Here is a 21,553-nt window from a genome sequence, read left to right as displayed (position 1 = left end):
TTCCGAGTGGCCGTTATATTTATGAAGTAGTCACTGAATGGTCTAACGGTGAAATATCTTACACATTAGTTGTATACATGAACTAATGACTAAATTGGACTGATCCTAGGTATTGATAAGAAAATTATACTCATTAGATTTTCTAATTAATCGGGTAAATTTACAATATGGGGAGTAAATTTGATGATTATTTAAATATCCTAAATCGTTGGTCAAATAATGATTTTTCACAAGTAGACCAAGACCACAACACTATATGGAGTTTGCAAAACGGTTCAGTAGGACTGGGAACAGGAATTTTTATTTCGAGGAAGAAAAAGAGTTCAGTCAAAAGCATTATAAAATCGAGGGTGTAGATGTAACGTCAGATAATTGACGTTACTTTTTTATTTTCTAATTCAAGTGATTAATTGGAACTATGCACAAAAATCATTGAGAATATTGATTTAATGATTATAAAGAGATTGAGCTAGTCTTTTTTATTTAAGTTAGTTTTCATGCAAGTTAGTATAAATGGATTGTTTCTAAAACTATAAGTGTGTTTTAAAGTTTGTTAAGTTGTTCAGCAAAGAAGTGTTAAATAACGAGATTATATATAATTTAATAGGGTATATCCAATAAAAACGGGATTTTATCAGTTGCGAGTAAATTTACTACTCCTGAAACCACAGTTGAAGGTCAATTTATTCCCTAAAATTGATAGTTGTAATTCAAAAAAAACAGTAGTATAATTTTGGGGTTATCAATTACTACAATAATTTTATATTTATGTACTAATAGTTTTGCATGCGTAATCACAATCATGAAATATTAGTTCTAGCTTCTTGCATACGCATGCAATTTTTCATGGGTAAATATTTTTACATTCACTACATATAGAAGGAGGAAAAGCTGATGACCGATAAAAAAACGAAAAAGCCAGAAAATAACGGAGAAGCAACAAATCCAAGCCGTCGTCTCTTTATGAAGAATTCCGGAATTGCTATTGGAGGAGTAGCTGGAGGCGCAATACTTGGTGGTCTTTTTACAAACAAATTTGGTGAAAAAGACAATAATAAATCATCGATTGGAGATGAAAAAAAGTCAGAGAAGCGATATGAAGAAGCACGTATGTTCTTTACGCGGTTTCCCGATTTTGCTATTCTCGAACAGGCAGTTGAGCGTATCTATCCAGAAGATAAAAATGGCCCAGGAGCAATTGGACTTGGAGTTGCTTATTTCATAGATAAACAGTTGGCGGGTCCCTATGGTAATAATGTGAAAGATTATCGACAAGGTCCATTCACGAATGGCAATGGAACTGCAGCAGATTCTAGTCTAAATCGTGGAGAAATTATCATTAATGGTTTGCGCAAGATGAGTGAAGAAAGCTTGAAGCGTTTTAATGTTACGTTTGATAAAGCATCTGAAGAACAGCAAACTGAGATATTGAAAGACGTTGAAGCAGATAAAGTTTCGATGAAAGGGATTAGTTCAAAGTCTTTCTTTAAATTGCTTCGGACATTGACTTTAGAAGGCGCTTATTGCGATCCATTGTATGGCGGTAACCGTGACATGGAAGGCTGGAAAATGAAAGAGTATCCGGGCTCTATTGCTTCTTATGCAAATATGATTGAAGAAAAGGAATTCATTAAGATGGACCAGGTCAGTTTAACAGACTACCAACCAAAATAAAAAACGAGTGAGGAGTGAATATCATGGCAAAAACGTTACCTAAAACAGATGTAGTCATCGTTGGTTCCGGTTGGGCGGGCGGCATTGCAGCAGCGGAATTAGCGAAAAAAGGGTATAAAGTAGTCGGTTTAGAAAGAGGTAAATCTCAAGTACGAGAAGATTTTATCGGATCAAAAGATGAGCTCAAATATGATAGCCGTAAAGCCATGTTCCAGGATTTGAGTAAAGAGACGTTAACGATTCGAAATACTACGGACGAAGTTGCGTCGCCGAACCGAAGTAATGATACAAATGCGATAAACGGAACTGATACGGGTGGATCAGGCGTCCACTGGAATGGAATGGTGTACCGATGGCTTCCGACTGATTTTGAAATTCATAGTAAAACAGTGGAGAAGTATGGGGAAGATATTATTCCTAAAGATATGAGACTGCAAGACTGGGGAATTACATATGACGAGCTAGAAACTTATTACGATAAGTATGAAAAGACAGCCGGCATCTCAGGTGAGCCAGATCCATTGCGTCCAGGCCAGCGTTCAAGCGATTACCCAACACCTCCACAAAAAGAGACTGAAATCATCCGCACATTCACGAAAGCGGCTAAAGATCTTGGTTATCATCCTTATCGCATTGCTTCTGCAAACCTTTCTGAAGGCTATACAAATCCTGATGGAGAAACGATTAATGGATGTGTTTACTGTGCATTTTGTGAAGCATTCGGATGTGATTTTGGTGCGAAAGCGGATCCGATTGTTACAGTATTAGCAACTGCTGCGAAAACAGGAAACTTTGAATTGCGTAATAACGCATATGTGGTCCGTGTATTACATGAGAACGGTAAAGCAACAGCTGTTAAATATGTGGATACAGAAACAGGTGAAGAATTCATTCAGCAAGCAGATTTGGTTGTAGTAAGCGGTTTTGTATTCACGAATACGCGCTTGATGCTTTTATCTGGAATTGGAAAACCGTATAATCCTAAAGATGAGACAGGTGTTATCGGGAAAAGTTTAACTGCTCACCAACGTAACTTGACGCATACACGCGTTCGTGGTTTCTTTGATGAAAAGAAGTTTAATCGTTACGCTGGAACAGGTGCACTTGGTGTGACTATGGATGACTTCAACGTAGAGCAACTCGACCATAACAAATTGGACTTCTTACACGGTTTCTGTCTAAGAACTTCCCAAAGAGGAGATCGCCCAATTTCTAATAACCATGTTCCTGATGGTACGCCTTCTTGGGGTCCAGAATTCAAAGAGAAATCGCTCTTTTATGCCAATCGACGCATAGATGTACAACAGCAAAACGGGGCACTTCCTTACCGAGAAAACTACATGGATTTAGACCCTACATATAGTGATGTATTTGGCGATCCACTTCTACGGGTTACAAGCAAATTCCATGACCAAGACCGTAATATCGTTAGATATGCTCACCAAAAGGCAAAAGGTTTGCTTGAGCAAATGGGGGCGGACTATATCACCGTTCCTGAAATAACAGATGAAACTGAATTTGATAAAACATCTTTATCAGACCATACGGGTGGCGGAGTGATCATGGGTGAAAACCCAGAAACATCTGCAGTGAATAACTATTCACAAGTATGGGATATGGATAACTTATTCGTAGTCGGAGCTTCATCATTCCCTCATCTAGGCAGCTCCAATCCAACCGCTACTGTCGGAGCATTAGCATACCGGGCAGCAGAAGGTATGATTAAGTTCTTGGAAAACGGTGGCGGCCAGCTGATTCAAGATGGAAAAGAAGCAGCTCCAGCAACTAAATAACTATTAATGAATATTAAGGTTTGAAAATCGAAGGGTGGTGAAGTGCTACCCTTTCTTCATACATAAAAATTGCGAGAAGGTGTTCCTTTGCAGGTTAAAACAGCGGTAATTCTATTTGCAGCAATCCTATTGCTTAGTGCATGCAGCAAAAAACAAATCGAACCGAATATGTCGGAAAAGATTCCGAATTTTGAATATACGACTCAAAATGATGAACCGCTGGGCTTGAATGACCTTAAAGGGGACTGGTGGATAGCTTACTTCTCTTACACACACTGCACAACGGTTTGCCCGAGAACAACTGCGAACATGATCGATGTCCAAGAAAATTTGAAGAAGGAAGGCTTAACACCTCAAATCATCTCTTTCGGCATAGATCCGGAAAATGATACGCCAGAAGTTTTAAGACAATATGCCGAGGATTACGGAGCTGACCTCAACTCATTTACGTTTTTAACAGGCTATGACTTCGAAACGGTTCGGAATCTATCCATTAATACATTTAAAGCCGTGTTAGAGAAAGGTGCGTTGGATCAACGCACACATAGCTATTACTTTTATTTGATCAACCCTGATGGAGAAATCATTAAGAGGTATAATGGTATGAGTGCGGAGGAAAACGGGTTGCTGGTAGACGATGTGAAAACTGTTTTGGGGAGCTAAGTGTGTGCCATTATAAAACTTCCTCTCATTGTGAGTCTCTCAACTTCAATGATACACGATATTTTATAATGGACATTTTTTTATCTAAATATAGGAGGCCAACTTGATTGTACAACTAGCATCCTGTAGATTGTTTAGAAAACGCGATTAAAAACGCTTTAATCCTTCTATAATAACCGTTAAAAAAGATGTTTCTACACAACAGAAGTTGTTCAAAGATAATACTTAAGTGCGTGTGTCGTAATCCATGGACAAGTAATGAGCGGTTTAATATTCAAGCGTTTTAGAATAGTGTAATTGTTAATCCAAAAGTGAGCCACTTCGCAAAAGTAAACTGATCCACTAAAAGTTTGTGAAATTTCTTCATACGTTTCTACAAGTCGTCTTTACATGTAGAGGTGGGCATGATAACCTCACTCGGGTGCGAAATACTGTCCGACAGAACGCTTCTGCAAAGAAATCATGCCCGAAGAGGCTCTATGTAAAGCCTCCGAAATGATAAACTGCTTAATTGATATTTGCGAAAAGTACTATTTTTCAATGGCTCAGTTTTCAGTTGCGAAAAACGCGGATTATTAACGAAATGTCGGACAGCCCTTGTTAACTTATTTATCGCTTAGTGCCTTTTCAAGCGTTTGAATATTGTAGTTCATTAATGAGAAGTAGTCTTCTTTATTTTTCACGTCATCAACCGTCAATACCCCGAGATTATGAAGCATAAGTGATTCGGCTCCGATTTCTTTTCGTATTACTTCCGTTAACTTTGAGGATACGTTTTGTTCGAACAAAACATACTTTACGTCTTGTTCTTTCGCATATTCGACAAGGGATGCCAATTCTTTTTGGGAAGGCTCACTTTGTAAATTCAGACCAGCAATTGCAACTTGCTCAAGGCCGTACGTTTCGGCAATATAACCGAATGCAGCGTGTGAAACAAAAAAATGTTTTTTTGTTGTATTTGATGCCATATCTATAAATTTCCGATCTAGTATAAGTAGATCATCTCGTAATTCTTCAAAGTTTTTATCAAAATCGGCTTTTTTATCGGGAGCTAGTTTAATTAAGGCGTCTTTAATTGAATAAGCAAGTGCATCACTCAAAATGGGCGACATCCATACATGTGGATCGAAGTTGCTGTCATCATGTTCATGTTCTGCATCAAGATGCTCCCCACCAAGCATTTCTTCCGTTATAGTTTCCGATGTGGCAACCATTTTCACATGTTCATTTTTCAGCGTTTTCTCTGCATTCTCTACAAAACCTTCAAGACCAAGTCCAATATAAAAGAATAAATCCGAGTCGGCAAGAGTCATCATTTCTTTTTGTGTAGGCTCGAAAGTATGCTCCTCTGCACCAGTGGGATAGATTGATTTAACATTGACATGATTGCCACCAATTCGCTCTGTAAAATATTGGAGCGGGTATACAGTTGTGTAAACAGTTAGTTGGTCTTCGCTCTCTTTCTCATTTCCAATATTGCTACAAGCAGCAAGCAGTACCATTGTGAATAATGAAATAATGATAAACAGTTTTTTATCCATTAAATAAATTCCTCCCTTTTATAAGTAGTAATGATTACGGTTAAATCGTTTATATTTTTCATCATATAAGCAAAGAAACCATATTGCATCTAAAGTTTAATCTAATAAAACCGTTCTTTTGCAAAACTTTTGCACATTTAAAAGATATACTAATAAATATCTTCAAAATAGTTTGAAGTCGTATTGAACGTTTTGGTTTCCGGTATTAAACTAACCAACTTTTAAATATTTTTTATATTAGAGGACGGTTATCATAATCTATGGAACTCGGTGGTGTTTATGGTAGAAGAGATTCTGCAATGTTTTGAAAATAATAGTTTACTCGCTGCTGGGATAAGTATCATTTTAAATATTAGTATTAGTGTCTTGGGTTTTATACCAAGTGTATTTATAACGGCGGCAAATATAAGTTTCTTTGGATTTGGAAAAGGTTTAATTCTATCTATTCTAGGAGAGGCTTTAGGAGCAATGATAAGCTTTTACCTATATCGAAAAGCTGTAAATAAAGTGAAAACTAAGGTCTCTATTAACAATAAGTATTTAAATAGATTACAACAAACTAGAGGAATGGAAGCTTTTTTACTAATTTTTGCATCCAGGGTATTCCCGTTTATACCATCAGGTTTAGTTACTTTGGCGAGTGCGGGTAGCAACGTTGGCATGTTGAATTTTTCAATAGCCAGTACACTTGGAAAAATACCTGCACTTGTAATAGAAGCATACTCTACTCAGCAAATCCTCAATTGGAATGGTCAGGGCAAAGTAATTTTAGGAATTTTGTCTATTATCATTATTAGTATATTAATAAGAAAGAGTTCTTCTAGATAAAGAGGATTCTTGTTTATTGTCCTGTCGCTTCGTTATTTTTGCCGAGTAATATATCGTGGAATTCCACTCACAATCTACCTTTGTAACATTATAACTCTATGATTTAGCTCAGATCTACATTTTCATTTTAATGATTACTTAAATGGTTTTATCAATGAAAACTATATAGTATAAATCAATTAAAAATTAATTCATACTGAAAAGTTAATGGGTATGATATGAAATCTTCACCGGAAGATGAATGATGTGAAGCGTAATGAATTTTAGAAGAGGCAGCCCCAAGAGAAAAACTTTGGACTGCCTCTTCATTATTATTGGGAGACTATATTGTGTTTGCCGATGAATGTATTCATCTCTTGGGTATCTCGTTGTTCGTTTGGGATCATTAAACCTTGTTTCAGGGCTTAATTTGTTCCATATAACCTTTAATATCGTTTTCAGACATTTCTCCTGTTATAATCTTTACAATCTTGCCATCAGGATTAATAAGAAGAGTGGTAGGAAGTGGTTTTACATTATAAGTTTGCATGACACTTTTTGTTGTATCAATTAAGGTAGGGAAAACCATTCCGTATTGATCAGCGAATGTTCGAACTTTCAAGTCTGATTCAGCGATGTTAACCGCTAATATTTGAACTCCTTGATCTTTATAAACTTGGTATTGCCGACCCATCGCGGGCATTTCCTTTTTACATGGTGCACACCAAGTTCCCCAAAAGTTTAAAAAAACGCCTTGACCCTCATAGTTCGATAACTGATGGCTTTCCCCATTCAAATCAATGAGTGCAAAGTCTGGAGCGTCATCCCCAACTTGTAAAACATCATATTTCTCTTTTGCCAAACTTGTGTATATTGTAAAGATAATGGCTGCTGCTAAAACTAATAGTACGGCTGATCTCATAATTAATCGATTCTTTTTATTTTTCAATTACTGAATCCCCCTGTCAATATTCTTCGGGTCTTTAAAGCATCCCTGAAATGTTATTTTCGTTATGATTATACTAATGAGATATCAAAAAAGTGTGCAGACACAAAGACGTCATTAATACATAAGGATTCTTAAAACAGAGACGTGTCTGCATACCTTTTCCACAATATTTTTCTATAATAATTACATGGGGTGGTTTATATGCATAAAATCTCAACAAAGTTAGCTGCTTACTTTATCGTTGCTTTCCTAGTGCTAGAAACGGTTCTTATGATTTATTTGCATCAAAATATCATTCACGCGAGAGTGGATGAAGAGTATTCGCGCCTATTAGCGAGTGGATCTAATCATCGAAATGTTTTAGAAGACCATTATTCAGAAGAGACAATTGCCCATGTTGTTTTGATGGAAGCTGGAAAGGACAGGGAAGTTATTATAACTGGGTTGAACGACGAGATTATCCGTAGTTCAGATGAAAATGTTGAAGACTACTTACCTTATCTTTCATTAATCCGAAGTTCTGACATTCAAAATGACCAAATCCTCATACCTGAATGGAAAGATTCGCCTTATATTGTAAGTGCGCATCCATACGAAGTGGGAGCGGATCAGTCTGGATATGTTGTGATGTTTCAAAGTAGTCAGCCGATTGAGCGATTAGTTAATAAACTAAACGAGCACTTCGGTTTGGCAGGTGGAGCAAGCATCATTATCCTTTTTATCATCTATTCCATCCTATCCAAGTTTCTAACTCGGCCTTTAATTCGAATGAAAGAAGCAACGGAGAAATTAAGTGAAGGGAATTTCAATGTAAGTCTTCCAGCTATGGGAAATGACGAACTTGGAGAATTATCTATTGCAATCATGAAATTGGCTACTGATTTAGACAGGATGAAGAAAGAGCGTAATGAGTTTCTTGCATCTATCTCCCATGAACTTGGTACGCCTTTAACTTATTTAATAGGCTATTTGAAAGTGGCGATGAGAGATGAACTGACCGAACAGGAAAGAAATCATTATCTACAGATTATTGCAGAAGAATCAAATCGTATGAAAGATCTTGTGAAGAATTTAATGGATTTAGCAAAAATGGATGAAATGACGTTTACTGTAACTAAAACTGACTTTTCAGCCGAACAGTTTATAGATGATATTCATCAACTTGTTTATCCATCATTTAAATTGAAAAAAATTGAGCTCAAACTAATATGTAGAGAAGATTTTAATATTCATGCAGATCCATTAAGGTTAGAACAGATTGCATTAAACCTTTTGGACAACGCTTTAAAGTACTCTGATAAGCTTACAAAAGTGACGCTAGAAGTATGTAAAGAAAAGCAATATACAGTGGTATCGGTCACTGATCAAGGAATAGGAATTCCATTAAATGAAATTGATTTGATTTTTGAGAAGCTATACAGAATTGAAAAGTCTCGTTCAAGAACCTTCGGCGGTTCAGGTCTTGGACTTGCGATTGTGAAAGAACTAGTAGAAGCGCATGCAGGAACGATTGATGTGAAGAGTGTAGTAGGTAAAGGAAGCACATTCACAATTAAAATTTAAATAAAAAAGGAGTCATGTAGATGCGGACGATTTTACTTATAGATGACGAGCAGAGGATGCTTGATTTACTTGAGTTGTTTTTAGTACCTCATGGTTTCAGATGTATAAAAGTAGATAATGGAAAAGAAGGATTAGATATACTTCGGCAAGAACAGATTCAACTCATTTTGTTGGATGTTATGATGCCAAATATGGATGGATGGGAAGTATGTCGGGAAATACGCAGATTTTCTGACGTTCCAGTGATTATGCTTACAGCGAGGTCAGATAAGAGAGATTTAGTAAAAGGTCTTGATAATGGTGCAGATGATTATATTACCAAACCATTCGATGAAGGAGAGCTAACAGCTAGAGTGAAAGCAATACTACGTCGTTACCATCAAGAAGAAGAAAAGTCTGGAAATACGGTATCTGGTGATTTTATTTTAAACAGAGAGTCATATTCATTACATTATAAAAATAAACATGCACAGCTGACTTTAAAAGAATTTTACATTATTGATGCTTTAATTACTCAGCCGAAAAGAACGTTTACGAGGGACCAGTTAATGCATGCGGCTTGGGAATATAACACCTATACAGACATTCGAACTGTAGATTCCCATATACGGAATTTAAGAGATAAACTAAAAAATGCTGGATTCCCTAATGAAGAGTTTTTGAAGACGGTTTGGGGAATTGGGTACAAATGGATTTAAAGGAGAAAGATTATGACAAAAAAGATAAAGTTATTAGTTGGATTACTTTCAATTGTTGCTGTTTTATCGGCATGTAATAAGGAAAGTGAACCCTATTCATTTGAAGAGGTTAAAAATAGTGAATTTGAACATTTGCATGGTCTAGGATACATAAATGGCGGACCAGATATTGTGATTTCAACGCATGATGGACTTTACGAATACGCTAAAGGTGGATGGAAAGAAGCAAATAGTGAAAAGCACGATTATATGGGCTTTCAAGCTATACGTGAAGGTTTTTTCTCAAGTGGTCATCCTGAACCGGGTTCCGATTATAAGAATCCGTTAGGTCTTGTTAAAAGTACAGATCGCGGTGCAAGTTTTGATAAGTTAGCGTTCTACGGTAAAACTGATTTTCATTATCTTGCAGCAGGTTATGATTCAAATGCCGTCTACGTAATCAATGAAATGCCAACAACAGAAATGACGGAAGGTCTACATTATTCCTTAGATGAAGGGACCATATGGAATCAGTCTGCAATGAATGAATTCAACACGGAATTCATCTCGAATTTAGCGGTTCATCCATCAAAGGAAAACCTAATTGTTATTGGGAGTAAAGATGGCCTATTCATCTCTAAGGACTACGGCGAAAACTTTGACCTTTTAAATGATAACAAAATGGTTTTGTATGTGACCTTGACTGAAAATGGTGGATATTACTCCAGTTATGAAAATGAAACGACAGAACTAAAATCATTCACATTCGGAAATGATCAGGCGAAGTCTATACAACTGCCGAACGAAGGAACGAACCCGATTTCTTTCATTGCAGTTAATCCAAAAGATGAGAAAGAGATAGTTATCGCAACGCATAATAACGATATTTACTTGACGACAGATGAAGGTCTTAATTGGAATGAACTTGCTGTGAACGGTGAATTGGCGAAATAAGAAAAAGAAGGTGCTTACTATATGTATGGATTGATGTCGAAAATGAGTCAGATAATTACTGATCCAGTTAACATTCTTATCAGTTCATTTGAACAATATCCTTTTGTAGTTGCGCTACTTTTAGGTTTGATGGGGGCTGTCGCTCCTTGCCAACTCACAGGAAATATGAGTGCAATTACTTTATACGGAAACCGAACGATTCAAAAGAAGCATAATGCAGGAGAAATTATTGCCTTTATAGCTGGGAAAGTAGTTGTATTTAGTGGTCTTGGATTATTCGTTTGGTTCATAGGTGAATCATTTGAATTTGTATTGATTGATTTCTTTCCTTTATTCCGCAAAATTGTAGGTCCACTCATCATAATAACAGGCCTTGTTTTGATAGGCTTTCTTAAGCTTGGGTTTCTTCAAAAATTAACTAAGTATATTCCTAAGCGATTACAAAATGGAAAGCTAGGATCTTTCTTGTTGGGTGTTAGTTTTTCTTTAGCCTTTTGTCCAACAATGTTCGTGCTTTTTTTTCTATGGTTGATGCCACTTGTTGCAACTACTTCGTATGGTTTTATATTGCCTGCTGTTTTCGGTGTAGCAACATCAATCCCCCTACTCGTTCTTTTTTTTCTCGTATGGTTCTTTGATGCGAAGCGGCTCATTATGAAGAGAAGCATGAAGGTAGGGAGAATTGTGCAACGGTTGGCCGGAGTTATTCTAATTATTATTGGTGTAGCAGATACAATAACCTATTGGGGAATGTGATTAATAAATATTGCCAAATTTCTAATAAGTCAAGGTGACTGTGTAATGATTTAGTGTTGTTTGGAAAGGAGCACACATTAGATGTTTGCGGATTTAAATTTATTTTTAGCATTTGGCGCAGGGTTCTTAAACTTTATATCCCCATGCACACTACCGTTATATCCTGCTTTTATATCATATATAACGGGAATGTCGCTTGATGAGATGAACACTGATAAAGGGAAGTCTCGGAGAAGTGGAATAATCCATACGATTGTTTTCCTAATTGGTTTTTCAGTCATCTTCATTTTTCTAGGTTACAGTTCATCGCTTGTCGGTACGTTCTTTTATCAGTACCAAGATTTACTACGTCAGATAGGTGCGATTTTTATTGTCGTCTTCGGGTTGATGATTCTAGGTTTCTTTACGCCTAAGTTTTTAATGAAGGAGAAGAAATTACAATTTAGGAATCGACCGGCCGGTTATTTTGGTACATTCCTTATAGGACTTGCATTTGCGGCGGGATGGACGCCATGTACTGGACCTATCACGGGTGCTGTTTTCATGATGGCTGCACAAAATCCGGGGTCTGGTATGTGGTATATGTTTGTTTATGTTTTAGGATTTGCAATTCCATTTTTCCTACTCTCAATTTTTATCACCCGTGTTAAATGGATCCAAAAATACAACCGAACAATCACGAAAGTAGGAGGCTATCTAATGATTGCACTCGGGTTTCTCCTTTTCTTTGATGGTTTAACTTATATTATTATATGGCTAAGTCCATTTTATGGTGGATTCATGGGTTTTTAACATTAGTAAAAATGTAAGAATAATATGGGAAATGTTTATGAATGACACTAAGTCATTTATAGAGCAATACGTGAAATTAAACAATTGATTATGAAACATAAGAAAACTCCATGAAGATTTTTTCATGGAGTTTTTGTTTCGGAAATATCCAACTAAAGGTATATTTTTTGTATACCCATTATATATGCAAAATCTACGCTGTTTCTATCTAATGAAATCTAGATTATTACCACATATCAGTCATTTAGTTTGCTTATATTACATACCCTTACAAGGTATATAATAATTCTTTGCAATATAGAAATGTTAATGTATTTTAATTTAAAAAAGGTGGGGTATTGATGGGGAACTATGAATTATTTATATTAGGTTCGCTTGGTTTGTTAACATTTATAGTTATTACGTTAGTATTAATCTGGAAGAAATCCTTTCGTGGTATGCAAGGAATGATAATATCAATGTTCTTTGGGATGAATGTAGGATTAACTGCTGGCGTTATCCTAGGTGTAACCTATCAAGGTGATTTATATATTTCAACAATACTCTCAATGGCTATAGGCATCCTTGCGGGTTCCTTATGCGGTTTTTGTTTCGGAATCCTTTCGGTGTTAGAGGGAGTAATGGCTGGTTTGATGGGTGGCATGATGGGGGCAATGTTAGGAGATATGATTAATGTAAACCAGTCAATTAATTTGATACAGATATTCTTATTTCTTTCTATTAGTACAATTTTTGTTATTGTCATTTTAAAAACTTCCGAAAAAACTAAAATAGAAAATAAAAGATGGTTATTAAAACCGGTCTTACTTTCAATTTTTATCGCAGTGTATATAATAGCGGGAAATTCATTGGCGGAAGAGAACGAGAAACAGATGAATTCCGAAATACGACATAACGGTCACTCATCGACAATGAGTAATACAGAAGACTTTAACAAGAATAATCAAGATATTGTTATAGAAACTACTGAAATGAAGTACTCAAAAAATGAAGTTATTGTTGAGAAAGATAAACCAGTCACATTAACTCTCACTAATCTAGATAAGATTGAGCATGACATTGAAATCCGGACTTCCTTCTTTAATATGATAAAGGGGTCCAAACATAATCATGGAGCAGATAAAAATTTATTACATCTTCATGCTGCACCGAGAAATTCAGAGACACTTACATTTACTGTAACTGAATCTGGCGTTTATGAATTTTATTGTACGATACCAGGGCATAAGGAATTAGGGATGATTGGACGATTTATTGTAAGTTAAATACTTTAATATACCCAAGCTGCATATATTGGTTGACGGAGGGTTGTCCATGAAGAAATCGTTGAAAATCTGGAGCGCACTCATCTGCTTTCTTTTCTTTGTTCCAATTGTATTGGAACAGATTCCGAGTGAAATATCGAAAGAAGTAACAGTCATTTCATCCGATAATCGAAAATTAGTTTACGCAGCAAATATCATCGAAACGGAACCTGAAGTCCAAACAGGAATGCGTGCGCTTTTATACGCTACACATTCACAGGAGGCATTTGAACCCATCACTCTAAAGCATGACGGAAAAATTGCAGTTTACCATTCGGAAGCGAATATTATGAAACTTAGTGAAACAATTAGATCTCAACTGGAGTTTAATGGAGTAGGCGCAGATATTATTGACGTCGATATTACTGCAGAAATGAATAAAGCGGGGATTCCGTTTCATAAATCTTATGATGTTGCTAGGCCATATGTGCAGAAAGCATTAAATGATGCGGATTATGACATCATAATCGACATACATCGAGATTCACTTAAAGCGGATAGGACAACAATCACTTATGAAGGCAAAAAGTTTGCGCAAGTTGTATTTGTTATCGGTGGTGATCATGAAAATTTTAAATTGAATCAAGAATTATCCGAGAAACTGATGGCCAGCATGGAGAAGATAGTACCCAATATAACAAAGAATATCGTATTTAAATCAGGTCATGGTGTAGATGGAAAATATAATCAGGATCTTCATAAACGTCTTGTTCTTGTTGAAATGGGTGGAATTGGAAATGATGAAGCGGAACTAAACAGTACGTCGGCTGTACTCGCAAAGGCTGTTTCACAGACATTACTGAGCGAAAATCTACCTGAAAATTAATTAGCTCTGTACTCTACACTAATACAAATTCCATAGGAAGGTATGGTCACGGTTGGAGAATCATCGCTTTTATGTCAGTTGTACAATTAATAATTCTCCATCATCATTAGAGTAGAAAACAACAGACATTAATTTCACTTGTAAAGCCTTGAGTATCTCCCAGAGGAGTTACTCAGGGCTTTTAAATTTTATCTCTACTATTTATTGGTAGTAAAATACTTAAATATACGGATGACAAGGCTTTAAAAGGAAGTTGAAACTTCCTGATAAATATGTTTCTAAATCTGTAGTTTCCTCATACCTGGTGAAAAGCCATTGTAAATTAAATTGATGTGCGTATTTATTTTGATATTGGCGATAACCCTGCCAGTTTGCTGTTCCAAATTAGTCCAATAAAATGATTCCTAACCACTTTTTTACCTTCTCCATTAAAAATGCATAAATACCGAGTAAACTCAGATAGGAAGGAGGAGAATATATTGTAAAAGTAGTAATTAGCTTTTTGCAAATGCAACAGCAGGGTGATGAATCTGAATATTGATTTCTTGCAGATGTCCTGCAATAATTCAATCCGTGCATATGATTATTGTCTGGGAGATGCTTTAAATCAAGTACAATTATTTAAAGGCGGTTTAGTATGATTATAATGAAAAATGTTTATAAAAAATATAAAAACGGTGTAGTTGCAGCAAACGGTATTGATATAGAAATTGACCGTGGTGAATTCGTCTATGTTGTTGGTCCGAGTGGAGCCGGAAAATCAACATTTATTAAAATGATGTACCGAGAGGCGATTGCAACAAGCGGAGATATTATTATAAATGGTATTAATCTTTCAAGCCTTCGCAAAAAGCAAGTCCCATATCTGCGAAGAAAAATCGGGGTTGTTTTCCAGGATTTTAAACTATTGCCGAAATTAAATGTGTATGAAAATGTGGCGTATGCACTTGAGGTTATTGAAGATTCACCGGCTCAAATTAGAAAAAAAGTAAATGATGTCCTTGCACTTGTAGGGCTTACACAAAAAGCCCGAATGTTTCCAAACGAACTATCAGGCGGTGAACAGCAACGAGTCTCTATCGCAAGGTCAATCGTCAACGTTCCACAGGTCGTCATTGCAGACGAGCCGACAGGTAATCTTGACCCAGAAACTGCGTGGGAAATTATGAAGATTTTCGAACAAATAAATGCCCGTGGCACGACTATTGTTATGGCTACTCATAACAAAGAAATCGTCAATAAGATTAGACATCGGGTTGTTGCAATTAACGACGGCATAATCACCCGTGATGAGTACGGAGGTGGTTACGGCTATGAAAGTTAGAACACTAAGACGGCATTTCCGCGAAAGTTTTAAAAGTATCGGTCGAAATGGTTGGATGTCAATCGCTTCGATTAGTGCTGTGACCGTAACACTTCTCCTGGTTGGTGTTTTTATTGTCATCATGATGAATTTAAACGAAATGGCAGACGATATTGAAAACGATGTTGAAATAAAAATGATTGTAGATCTTACCGCAGATGATGCAGCGATTAACGAACTCGAAGAAAAAATGCGTTCTACAGACGGCATTCTTGATGTTAGATATTCTTCAAATAAAGAAGAGTTAGAAAAAATGATTGAAGGATTTGGAGACGAATTAGGATTATATAAACAGGATAACCCGCTTCGTCATGCATTTTATGTGAAGGCGACAAAACCTCAACAAACAGCGATTGTTGCAGAAAAAATTGAAACATATGAGTATGTTTTCAAAGTCGTTTACGGTGAGAGGAAAGTCGATAAACTTTTTAAAGTAGTGAACGCAGGTCGTAACGTTGGTATTGCACTTATTCTTGGGCTTATATTCACAGCAATGTTCCTTATTTCTAATACAATTCGCATAACTATAGTTGCTAGAAAGGAAGAAATTGGGATTATGAAGCTTGTCGGGGCAACGAATAATTTCGTACGTGTTCCGTTTCTTCTTGAAGGCTTTTGGCTCGGTATGATGGGGGCAGTTCTACCTGTGATTATCATTTCAGTTTTATATGTGAATCTTCGAAACTATTTGGTGCCACGACTAGAAGGAGAGTCTTTTCAATTATTGGATATGAATCCATTCCTTTATCAATTAAATGGGCTGATTTTATTAATGGGCATCTTCATTGGGGTTTGGGGTAGTTTTATGTCCGTTCGGAAGTTTTTAAAAGTATAAACATAAAATTGTATAAGTTAAATGGGGCATTGAAACTGCTCTATACTCCTTTCTATAATTGTACAATTATTCTTACCCTTTTTCATTCGAAGGGATATATAGGGATAGCTGTTATCAAGATGTTTGTCATTGCTTTAGTTTTCTCGAAATCATTATTTCGGGGTAGTGACAGAAAAATTGAATCGGAGGGCAATTGTGAATAAACGAACTGTAAGTATGGCAATAACAGCTTTAATTATCGGTGCGTTGATTGTCATGATGGTTAAATCAAATCTAGAAACAGCTGAGCCAATCGATACCATTGTTACTGGTGCGGATAGTACAACGATTGAGTATGAGTCTGGGCTTGAAGAAGGAAATACACCTCCTGATTTTGAGCTTTCTACGCTTTCAGGCGACATAATAAAGCTGGCGGATTATAAAGGGAAAAAAGTTATTCTTAATTTTTGGGCATCATGGTGCGGTCCGTGCAAGGCGGAAATGCCGCATATGCAAAATTACTATGAGAAATATAAAGATTCTGCAAACGTAGAAATCATTGCCGTAAATATGACGACGGAAGAGCGTGGACTCTTGAGCATTGAGAAATTTGTTGAGGCCTATGGGCTAACATTTCCGATTCCGCTTGATAATGAAGGTGAAGTAATAGATATTTATAGGATTATGACAATTCCTACGACATATATGATTAGTACGGATGGGACAATTAAGCAAAAGATTATGGGTCCGATGGATGAAAAAACGATAAAAGTACTTGTTGATAATCTTGATTAAATGAAGCCAGACTTTACGACGTTGTAATATTCTTTTTCCGTTTGTTTAGTAGACGATGAAGAAACATTTTTTTGCAAGTGACAACAATGAAAATAATAGGTGTAAAAAATCGTCTAGATGCAAATCTAGGCGATTTTTTATGCTTTGTATATCGAATAGGAAAGATGAATTGTCAGAATGCCGCATTAATTCCCCTTAGTTAATCCTCAGTTTTGATATGCAAATCTAAGTGCAGATCCATATTGGGCACCTGTGTACGCGGGGGCTAAACGTATAGTAAGTTTAACTGTAGCTAAAGATTCTGAAATTGCTCAAACAATGAGTGATCTGTTCATAGATTAATCCCCAGAACACCTAACTTATGGTTCTATTATTACGCTTAATGAAATGTGTGTTATCAAAGGTTATAATGATGCCACGTTTAAACCGGAAAAATCGATTACGCGTGGAAATGCAGCTGTAATGATAAATAGGGTGCTAAAACTTGAAGCAACCACAAAAGCAACATACAAAGATGTATCGCCCAAAGATGAATTCTCAGCTGATATTGCAGCCTTGAATGAAGCAGGAATTCTTCAAGGGTATTCAACGGGTGAATTTGGCGTCAATGATCAACTTACACTTGCTCAATTAGCGGCTATTGTCAATTGCGCATTCGGGCTTCAAGAAAACATAAAAGAGAGCGGATTAGTAGCATCTAATTATAGTGATGTCCCCCAAAGTCATTGGGCTTCTGAATCATTTTATGCTTTGAAGATACTCGACCAAACAGAAGTATTTAAAACATTAAACTTTAATCTTTAATCTTTAATCTTTGGAAAGAAGCATCACGCGCAGAATTTTCCGTAGCTATACTTACTGCGATTTCGAAAACCAAATTCATTACTATAAAATGTCTAACTATCTTTTTTAAAAAAGATGAATCATCAGATAAGTGAAATGAAATTGCCTTCAAGTTATTATTTGACCCTGTTAAAGAATAGTGTTATTATAGGGGTATGGGGTATTTTAATTGGTGAGGAGGGATTATCATGGTAGAAACATCGAAAACAACTATCCAACCAAATAAACAACAACTTTTAAACCGTTTAAAGCGTGTCGAAGGGCAAGTTAGGGGTATTCATCAGATGGTCGAGAATGACCGTTACTGTGTGGATATCTTACACCAAATTAGTGCGATTCAATCAGCGATGAACAAAGTATCCTTAGCTTTACTGGAAGATCATACTCATCACTGTGTAGTAAAGGCAATTCAAGGGCAAGATGGTGAAGCGGCGATTAAGGAACTGATGGATGTAATGAAGACGATGATGAAATAACAGCTAGAGAAATCCCGATTAATATATCTTGAAATACTATCCATGGGTATAGTATATTGTATTCACTCATAATAATAGGAGGTCATTAAATTGACAGAAACATTAAAAGTACAAGGAATGTCATGCAATCATTGTGTGAATTCAATTGAGGGAAGCGTTGGTAATTTAACAGGTGTTTCTTCTGTAAAAGTTGAACTTAAAAGCGGTGACGTGACTGTAGAGTTTGATAACGAAGCGATAACATTAAATCAAATTAAAGAAACAATTGAAGAACAAGGATACGACATCGTTTAAATTATTCGTACCAACCTAATTTCCGCTGGCATCATATGGGGGAAAGCGAAATAGGATTGTACCAATATTGGTACAATCATTCTTTTTAGTAATAATATACCCCTATATAGTATTGGAGGGATGACAAATGTCAACGGCTGATAAAACAATTCAAATTAAAGGAATGACCTGTGCAGCTTGTGCAAATAGAATTGAAAAGGATCTTTCTAAAATAGAGGGTGTTGAGAAGGCGAATGTTAACTTTGCTTTAGAAAGATCGACCATCGTTTACGACCCAGAGAAAACAAATGTGAGTGAATTTATTGAAAGAGTAGAAAAGCTTGGTTATGAAGTTGTTCAAGAAAAAGAAACATTTGATATTACAGGTATGACTTGTTCTGCATGTGCAGTGAAAATTGAAAAAAGAATTAGTAAAATGGGCGGTGTTTCTAGTGCCGCAGTTAATTTTGCGCTTGAAACAATCACTGTAGAATATGATGATAATAAAATCAACGCTTCTGACATGATGACAGCTGTTAAGAAAATGGGTTATGAATTGACACCTAAGCAAGATAGTAAAGAGAAAATTGATCACAAAGAGGGAGAAATTCATAAGCAACAACGAAAGTTCATCTTTTCACTCATATTAACGATTCCGTTGCTATGGACAATGGTTGCCCATTTTAGTTTTCTATCATTTATTTATTTGCCAGATATTCTAATGAACCCATGGTTACAACTTGTGCTCGCAACACCGGTTCAATTTATTGTTGGTGGTCAATTTTATAAAGGTACTTTTAACGCTTTACGAAATAAAAGCGCAAATATGGATGTATTAGTTGCGCTTGGTACGAGCGCAGCTTACTTCTATAGTCTATATCTTGCATTGGAATGGGTAGAGGCTGGAAGTGTCGGAATGCCAGAGCTGTATTTTGAAGCATCTGCTGTCATTATTACATTAATCGTACTTGGGAAATTATTTGAAGTTCGTGCAAAAGGAAAAACGAGTCAGGCGATTCAAAAGCTACTAGGTATGCAGGCGAAAACAGCTCGTGTACTGAAAGACGGTATTGAAAAAGAAGTTCCTATTGAAGAAGTCGTTGCAGGGGATTTAATAGTAGTAAAGCCTGGTGAAAAAATTCCGGTGGACGGACAAATCGTTGAAGGACGCTCCGCAATTGATGAATCTATGATTACAGGTGAAAGCATACCGGTCGACAAAATAGCGGGTGATACAGTAATTGGAGCAACGATTAATAAGAATGGGTCATTACAAATTAAGGCGATTAAAGTAGGGAAAGATACGGCGTTAGCACAAATTGTAAAAGTGGTTGAGGAGGCACAAGGATCCAAGGCGGATATTCAGCGCTTAGCAGACCGAATATCAGGTGTGTTTGTACCAATCGTTGTCTTGATTGCTATTGCGACATTCTTCATCTGGTATTTTGCGGTGACACCGGGAGATTTCCGTTCAGCACTCATTCCAACAATCTCGATATTGGTCATTGCGTGTCCGTGTGCGCTCGGTTTGGCAACACCTACTTCGATTATGGCAGGTTCAGGTAGAGCTGCCGAGATGGGGATTTTATTTAAAGGCGGTGAACATTTAGAAAACACACAGTCTGTTGACACTGTTGTTTTGGATAAAACAGGAACCGTTACAAAAGGTGAACCTGCATTAACGGACGTTATGGTTAAGAAAGGTTTCAACGAAGATGAAGTGCTGCAACTCATAGCATCAGCTGAAAATCCATCCGAACATCCATTGGCTCAGGCCATTGTGCAGGGTGTAAAAGAAAAAGGTCTATTACTTCTTGACACAACTGATTTTGAAGCATTACCGGGATATGGAATTCGGGCTGAAGTTGACGGCAAGGAAGTATTTGGCGGTACAAGAAAGCTGATGCGCTCACATCAAATTGACCTCTTAGATGTCGAACCGGCGATGGAAGCATTTGAGAGTGAAGGAAAAACAGCGATGCTTATTGCTGTGGAGGGTAAAATTGCCGGTGTCGTAGCTGTAGCAGATACATTGAAAGATACATCTAAAGAAGCAATTGCGAGAATGCGGGAATTGGGTCTAGATGTCATCATGCTAACAGGTGATAACCAACGTACAGCAGAGGCAATTGCGCGCCAAGTCGGCCTATCTCACGTTATTGCGGAAGTGTTACCAGAGCAGAAGAGTGAAGAAATTAAAAAGCTTCAAGAACAAGGTAAGAATGTAGCGATGGTCGGAGACGGGATTAATGATGCGCCGGCACTTGCGATGGCGAACATTGGAATGGCCGTTGGAACAGGCACAGATATTGCAATTGAAGCAGCAGACATCACTCTTATGCGTGGTGATTTAAATAGCGTAGTAGACGCGGTCATTATGAGTAGGAAAACAATGCGGAATATTAAACAGAACTTGTTTTTCGCTTTCTTTTATAACACGATCGGAATACCAATTGCGGCAATTGGTTTATTAGCCCCATGGGTTGCTGGGGCAGCAATGGCGTTTAGTTCTGTATCCGTAGTGTTGAATGCGTTGCGTCTTCAGAAGGTTAACTTGAAAAAGTAATAGAATGAGAACTGCAAAAGAACCTATGCTACTTTATAGTTAGCATAGGTTCTTTCTACTTTAAGTTTAATAATGAATATGCATTTAATTGTACAAATTCTTTTTAGCTAAATGATAGTAAATT

General features: G+C 36.7%; 21 protein-coding genes and 1 pseudogene. 20 read left to right on the top strand and 2 right to left on the bottom strand.

All coding sequences use genetic code 11. The features are described 5' to 3' along the window. Nucleotides 1-167: 167 nt before the first annotated feature. The 4 genes from AC3RV6_RS10690 to AC3RV6_RS10675 all read left to right on the top strand — a co-directional run bounded on the left by AC3RV6_RS10690 (nucleotide 168) and on the right by AC3RV6_RS10675 (nucleotide 4,130). Nucleotides 168-356 (top strand): DUF6241 domain-containing protein, encoded by a 189-nt coding sequence (locus AC3RV6_RS10690; protein ID WP_489746028.1) that lies wholly within the window; start codon nucleotides 168-170, stop codon nucleotides 354-356. Between the two features lie 538 nt (nucleotides 357-894). Beyond that, nucleotides 895-1,674, top strand: coding sequence for a gluconate 2-dehydrogenase subunit 3 family protein (locus tag AC3RV6_RS10685; RefSeq protein WP_489746027.1), 780 nt, complete (start codon nucleotides 895-897; stop codon nucleotides 1,672-1,674). 23 nt (nucleotides 1,675-1,697) lie between these two features. Then, complete coding sequence (locus AC3RV6_RS10680; RefSeq protein WP_489746026.1) at nucleotides 1,698-3,467, top strand: GMC family oxidoreductase; 1,770 nt, start codon at nucleotides 1,698-1,700, stop codon at nucleotides 3,465-3,467. Between the two features lie 87 nt (nucleotides 3,468-3,554). Next, nucleotides 3,555-4,130: an SCO family protein gene (locus AC3RV6_RS10675; protein ID WP_489746025.1), complete on the top strand. Its 576-nt coding sequence runs from the start codon at nucleotides 3,555-3,557 to the stop codon at nucleotides 4,128-4,130. Between the two features lie 605 nt (nucleotides 4,131-4,735). On the opposite strand, the gene AC3RV6_RS10670 is transcribed toward AC3RV6_RS10675, so the two are convergent. Next, nucleotides 4,736-5,671, bottom strand: coding sequence for a metal ABC transporter solute-binding protein, Zn/Mn family (locus AC3RV6_RS10670; protein WP_489746024.1), 936 nt, complete (start codon nucleotides 5,669-5,671; stop codon nucleotides 4,736-4,738). Nucleotides 5,672-5,950: 279 nt separating this feature from the next. Between AC3RV6_RS10670 and AC3RV6_RS10665 the strand changes: the two genes are divergently transcribed. After that, complete coding sequence (locus tag AC3RV6_RS10665) at nucleotides 5,951-6,499, top strand: TVP38/TMEM64 family protein (RefSeq protein ID WP_489746023.1); 549 nt, start codon at nucleotides 5,951-5,953, stop codon at nucleotides 6,497-6,499. A 397-nt stretch (nucleotides 6,500-6,896) separates the two neighbouring features. On the opposite strand, the gene resA is transcribed toward AC3RV6_RS10665, so the two are convergent. Then, on the bottom strand, nucleotides 6,897-7,427 hold the full coding sequence (resA, locus tag AC3RV6_RS10660) for a thiol-disulfide oxidoreductase ResA (RefSeq protein ID WP_489746022.1): 531 nt from the start codon (nucleotides 7,425-7,427) through the stop codon (nucleotides 6,897-6,899). A 201-nt stretch (nucleotides 7,428-7,628) separates the two neighbouring features. Here resA and AC3RV6_RS10655 point away from each other — a divergent pair, with 201 nt between their 5' ends. The 15 genes and pseudogenes from AC3RV6_RS10655 (at nucleotide 7,629) to AC3RV6_RS10585 (ending at nucleotide 21,429) form a co-directional block, all read left to right on the top strand. Beyond that, nucleotides 7,629-8,990: a HAMP domain-containing sensor histidine kinase gene (locus AC3RV6_RS10655; RefSeq protein ID WP_489746021.1), complete on the top strand. Its 1,362-nt coding sequence runs from the start codon at nucleotides 7,629-7,631 to the stop codon at nucleotides 8,988-8,990. 20 nt (nucleotides 8,991-9,010) lie between these two features. Next, the gene (locus tag AC3RV6_RS10650; protein WP_489746020.1) at nucleotides 9,011-9,688 is read left to right on the top strand and encodes a response regulator transcription factor; all 678 of its coding nucleotides are present in this window, start codon (nucleotides 9,011-9,013) and stop codon (nucleotides 9,686-9,688) included. 12 nt (nucleotides 9,689-9,700) lie between these two features. Next, nucleotides 9,701-10,621: a F510_1955 family glycosylhydrolase gene (locus AC3RV6_RS10645; RefSeq protein WP_489746019.1), complete on the top strand. Its 921-nt coding sequence runs from the start codon at nucleotides 9,701-9,703 to the stop codon at nucleotides 10,619-10,621. A 21-nt stretch (nucleotides 10,622-10,642) separates the two neighbouring features. Next, nucleotides 10,643-11,377: an urease accessory protein UreH domain-containing protein gene (locus AC3RV6_RS10640; RefSeq protein ID WP_489746018.1), complete on the top strand. Its 735-nt coding sequence runs from the start codon at nucleotides 10,643-10,645 to the stop codon at nucleotides 11,375-11,377. Between the two features lie 81 nt (nucleotides 11,378-11,458). Further along, a complete protein-coding gene (locus tag AC3RV6_RS10635; protein WP_489746017.1) occupies nucleotides 11,459-12,169 on the top strand; it encodes a cytochrome c biogenesis CcdA family protein in 711 nt (236 codons plus the stop codon). Nucleotides 12,170-12,510: 341 nt separating this feature from the next. Beyond that, nucleotides 12,511-13,434 carry a plastocyanin/azurin family copper-binding protein gene (locus AC3RV6_RS10630; protein WP_489746016.1) on the top strand — a complete coding sequence of 308 codons (924 nt, stop codon included), beginning with the start codon at nucleotides 12,511-12,513 and terminating at the stop codon, nucleotides 13,432-13,434. A 49-nt stretch (nucleotides 13,435-13,483) separates the two neighbouring features. Further along, nucleotides 13,484-14,299 (top strand): stage II sporulation protein P, encoded by an 816-nt coding sequence (spoIIP, locus tag AC3RV6_RS10625; RefSeq protein ID WP_489746015.1) that lies wholly within the window; start codon nucleotides 13,484-13,486, stop codon nucleotides 14,297-14,299. A 637-nt stretch (nucleotides 14,300-14,936) separates the two neighbouring features. Next, nucleotides 14,937-15,623: a cell division ATP-binding protein FtsE gene (gene ftsE, locus AC3RV6_RS10620; RefSeq protein WP_489746014.1), complete on the top strand. Its 687-nt coding sequence runs from the start codon at nucleotides 14,937-14,939 to the stop codon at nucleotides 15,621-15,623. Further along, the gene (gene ftsX / locus AC3RV6_RS10615) at nucleotides 15,613-16,497 is read left to right on the top strand and encodes a permease-like cell division protein FtsX (RefSeq protein WP_489746013.1); all 885 of its coding nucleotides are present in this window, start codon (nucleotides 15,613-15,615) and stop codon (nucleotides 16,495-16,497) included. Before ftsE ends, ftsX begins: the two co-directional genes overlap by 11 nt. A 195-nt stretch (nucleotides 16,498-16,692) precedes the next feature. Further along, nucleotides 16,693-17,271 carry a redoxin domain-containing protein gene (locus AC3RV6_RS10610; RefSeq protein ID WP_489746012.1) on the top strand — a complete coding sequence of 193 codons (579 nt, stop codon included), beginning with the start codon at nucleotides 16,693-16,695 and terminating at the stop codon, nucleotides 17,269-17,271. 363 nt (nucleotides 17,272-17,634) lie between these two features. Beyond that, nucleotides 17,635-17,718 (top strand): annotated as a pseudogene (locus AC3RV6_RS10605) (S-layer homology domain-containing protein); the annotation flags it as partial. Nucleotides 17,719-17,733: 15 nt separating this feature from the next. Further along, entirely contained in the window at nucleotides 17,734-18,075 is a 342-nt protein-coding gene (locus AC3RV6_RS10600) for an S-layer homology domain-containing protein (RefSeq protein ID WP_489749233.1), read from the top strand. Nucleotides 18,076-18,302: 227 nt separating this feature from the next. Then, a complete protein-coding gene (locus AC3RV6_RS10595) occupies nucleotides 18,303-18,590 on the top strand; it encodes a metal-sensitive transcriptional regulator (protein WP_489746011.1) in 288 nt (95 codons plus the stop codon). A gap of 90 nt (nucleotides 18,591-18,680) precedes the next feature. Further along, nucleotides 18,681-18,884: a copper chaperone CopZ gene (gene copZ, locus AC3RV6_RS10590; RefSeq protein ID WP_489746010.1), complete on the top strand. Its 204-nt coding sequence runs from the start codon at nucleotides 18,681-18,683 to the stop codon at nucleotides 18,882-18,884. Nucleotides 18,885-19,011: 127 nt separating this feature from the next. Then, nucleotides 19,012-21,429 carry a heavy metal translocating P-type ATPase gene (locus tag AC3RV6_RS10585; protein WP_489746009.1) on the top strand — a complete coding sequence of 806 codons (2,418 nt, stop codon included), beginning with the start codon at nucleotides 19,012-19,014 and terminating at the stop codon, nucleotides 21,427-21,429. Nucleotides 21,430-21,553 lie beyond the last annotated feature (124 nt).

The organism is Sporosarcina sp. So3-204 (genome assembly GCF_058068165.1).
The sequence above is the reverse complement of the archived record's forward strand: the minus strand, read 5'-3'. Positions and strand labels throughout refer to the sequence as shown.

Bases quoted from the DNA above. Each gene is read 5' to 3' on its own strand.
- AC3RV6_RS10670 (WP_489746024.1), bottom strand. From the start codon at position 5,671: ATGGATAAAAAACTGTTTATCATTATTTCATTATTCACAATGGTACTG.
- spoIIP (WP_489746015.1), top strand. From the start codon at position 13,484: ATGAAGAAATCGTTGAAAATCTGGAGCGCACTCATCTGCTTTCTTTTC.
- AC3RV6_RS10665 (WP_489746023.1), top strand. From the start codon at position 5,951: ATGGTAGAAGAGATTCTGCAATGTTTTGAAAATAATAGTTTACTCGCT.
- AC3RV6_RS10650 (WP_489746020.1), top strand. From the start codon at position 9,011: ATGCGGACGATTTTACTTATAGATGACGAGCAGAGGATGCTTGATTTA.
- ftsX (WP_489746013.1), top strand. From the start codon at position 15,613: ATGAAAGTTAGAACACTAAGACGGCATTTCCGCGAAAGTTTTAAAAGT.
- AC3RV6_RS10690 (WP_489746028.1), top strand. From the start codon at position 168: ATGGGGAGTAAATTTGATGATTATTTAAATATCCTAAATCGTTGGTCA.
- AC3RV6_RS10595 (WP_489746011.1), top strand. From the start codon at position 18,303: ATGGTAGAAACATCGAAAACAACTATCCAACCAAATAAACAACAACTT.
- ftsE (WP_489746014.1), top strand. From the start codon at position 14,937: ATGATTATAATGAAAAATGTTTATAAAAAATATAAAAACGGTGTAGTT.
- AC3RV6_RS10655 (WP_489746021.1), top strand. From the start codon at position 7,629: ATGCATAAAATCTCAACAAAGTTAGCTGCTTACTTTATCGTTGCTTTC.
- AC3RV6_RS10685 (WP_489746027.1), top strand. From the start codon at position 895: ATGACCGATAAAAAAACGAAAAAGCCAGAAAATAACGGAGAAGCAACA.
- AC3RV6_RS10585 (WP_489746009.1), top strand. From the start codon at position 19,012: ATGTCAACGGCTGATAAAACAATTCAAATTAAAGGAATGACCTGTGCA.
- AC3RV6_RS10645 (WP_489746019.1), top strand. From the start codon at position 9,701: ATGACAAAAAAGATAAAGTTATTAGTTGGATTACTTTCAATTGTTGCT.
- AC3RV6_RS10680 (WP_489746026.1), top strand. From the start codon at position 1,698: ATGGCAAAAACGTTACCTAAAACAGATGTAGTCATCGTTGGTTCCGGT.
- AC3RV6_RS10635 (WP_489746017.1), top strand. From the start codon at position 11,459: ATGTTTGCGGATTTAAATTTATTTTTAGCATTTGGCGCAGGGTTCTTA.
- AC3RV6_RS10600 (WP_489749233.1), top strand. From the start codon at position 17,734: ATGATAAATAGGGTGCTAAAACTTGAAGCAACCACAAAAGCAACATAC.
- AC3RV6_RS10640 (WP_489746018.1), top strand. From the start codon at position 10,643: ATGTATGGATTGATGTCGAAAATGAGTCAGATAATTACTGATCCAGTT.
- AC3RV6_RS10630 (WP_489746016.1), top strand. From the start codon at position 12,511: ATGGGGAACTATGAATTATTTATATTAGGTTCGCTTGGTTTGTTAACA.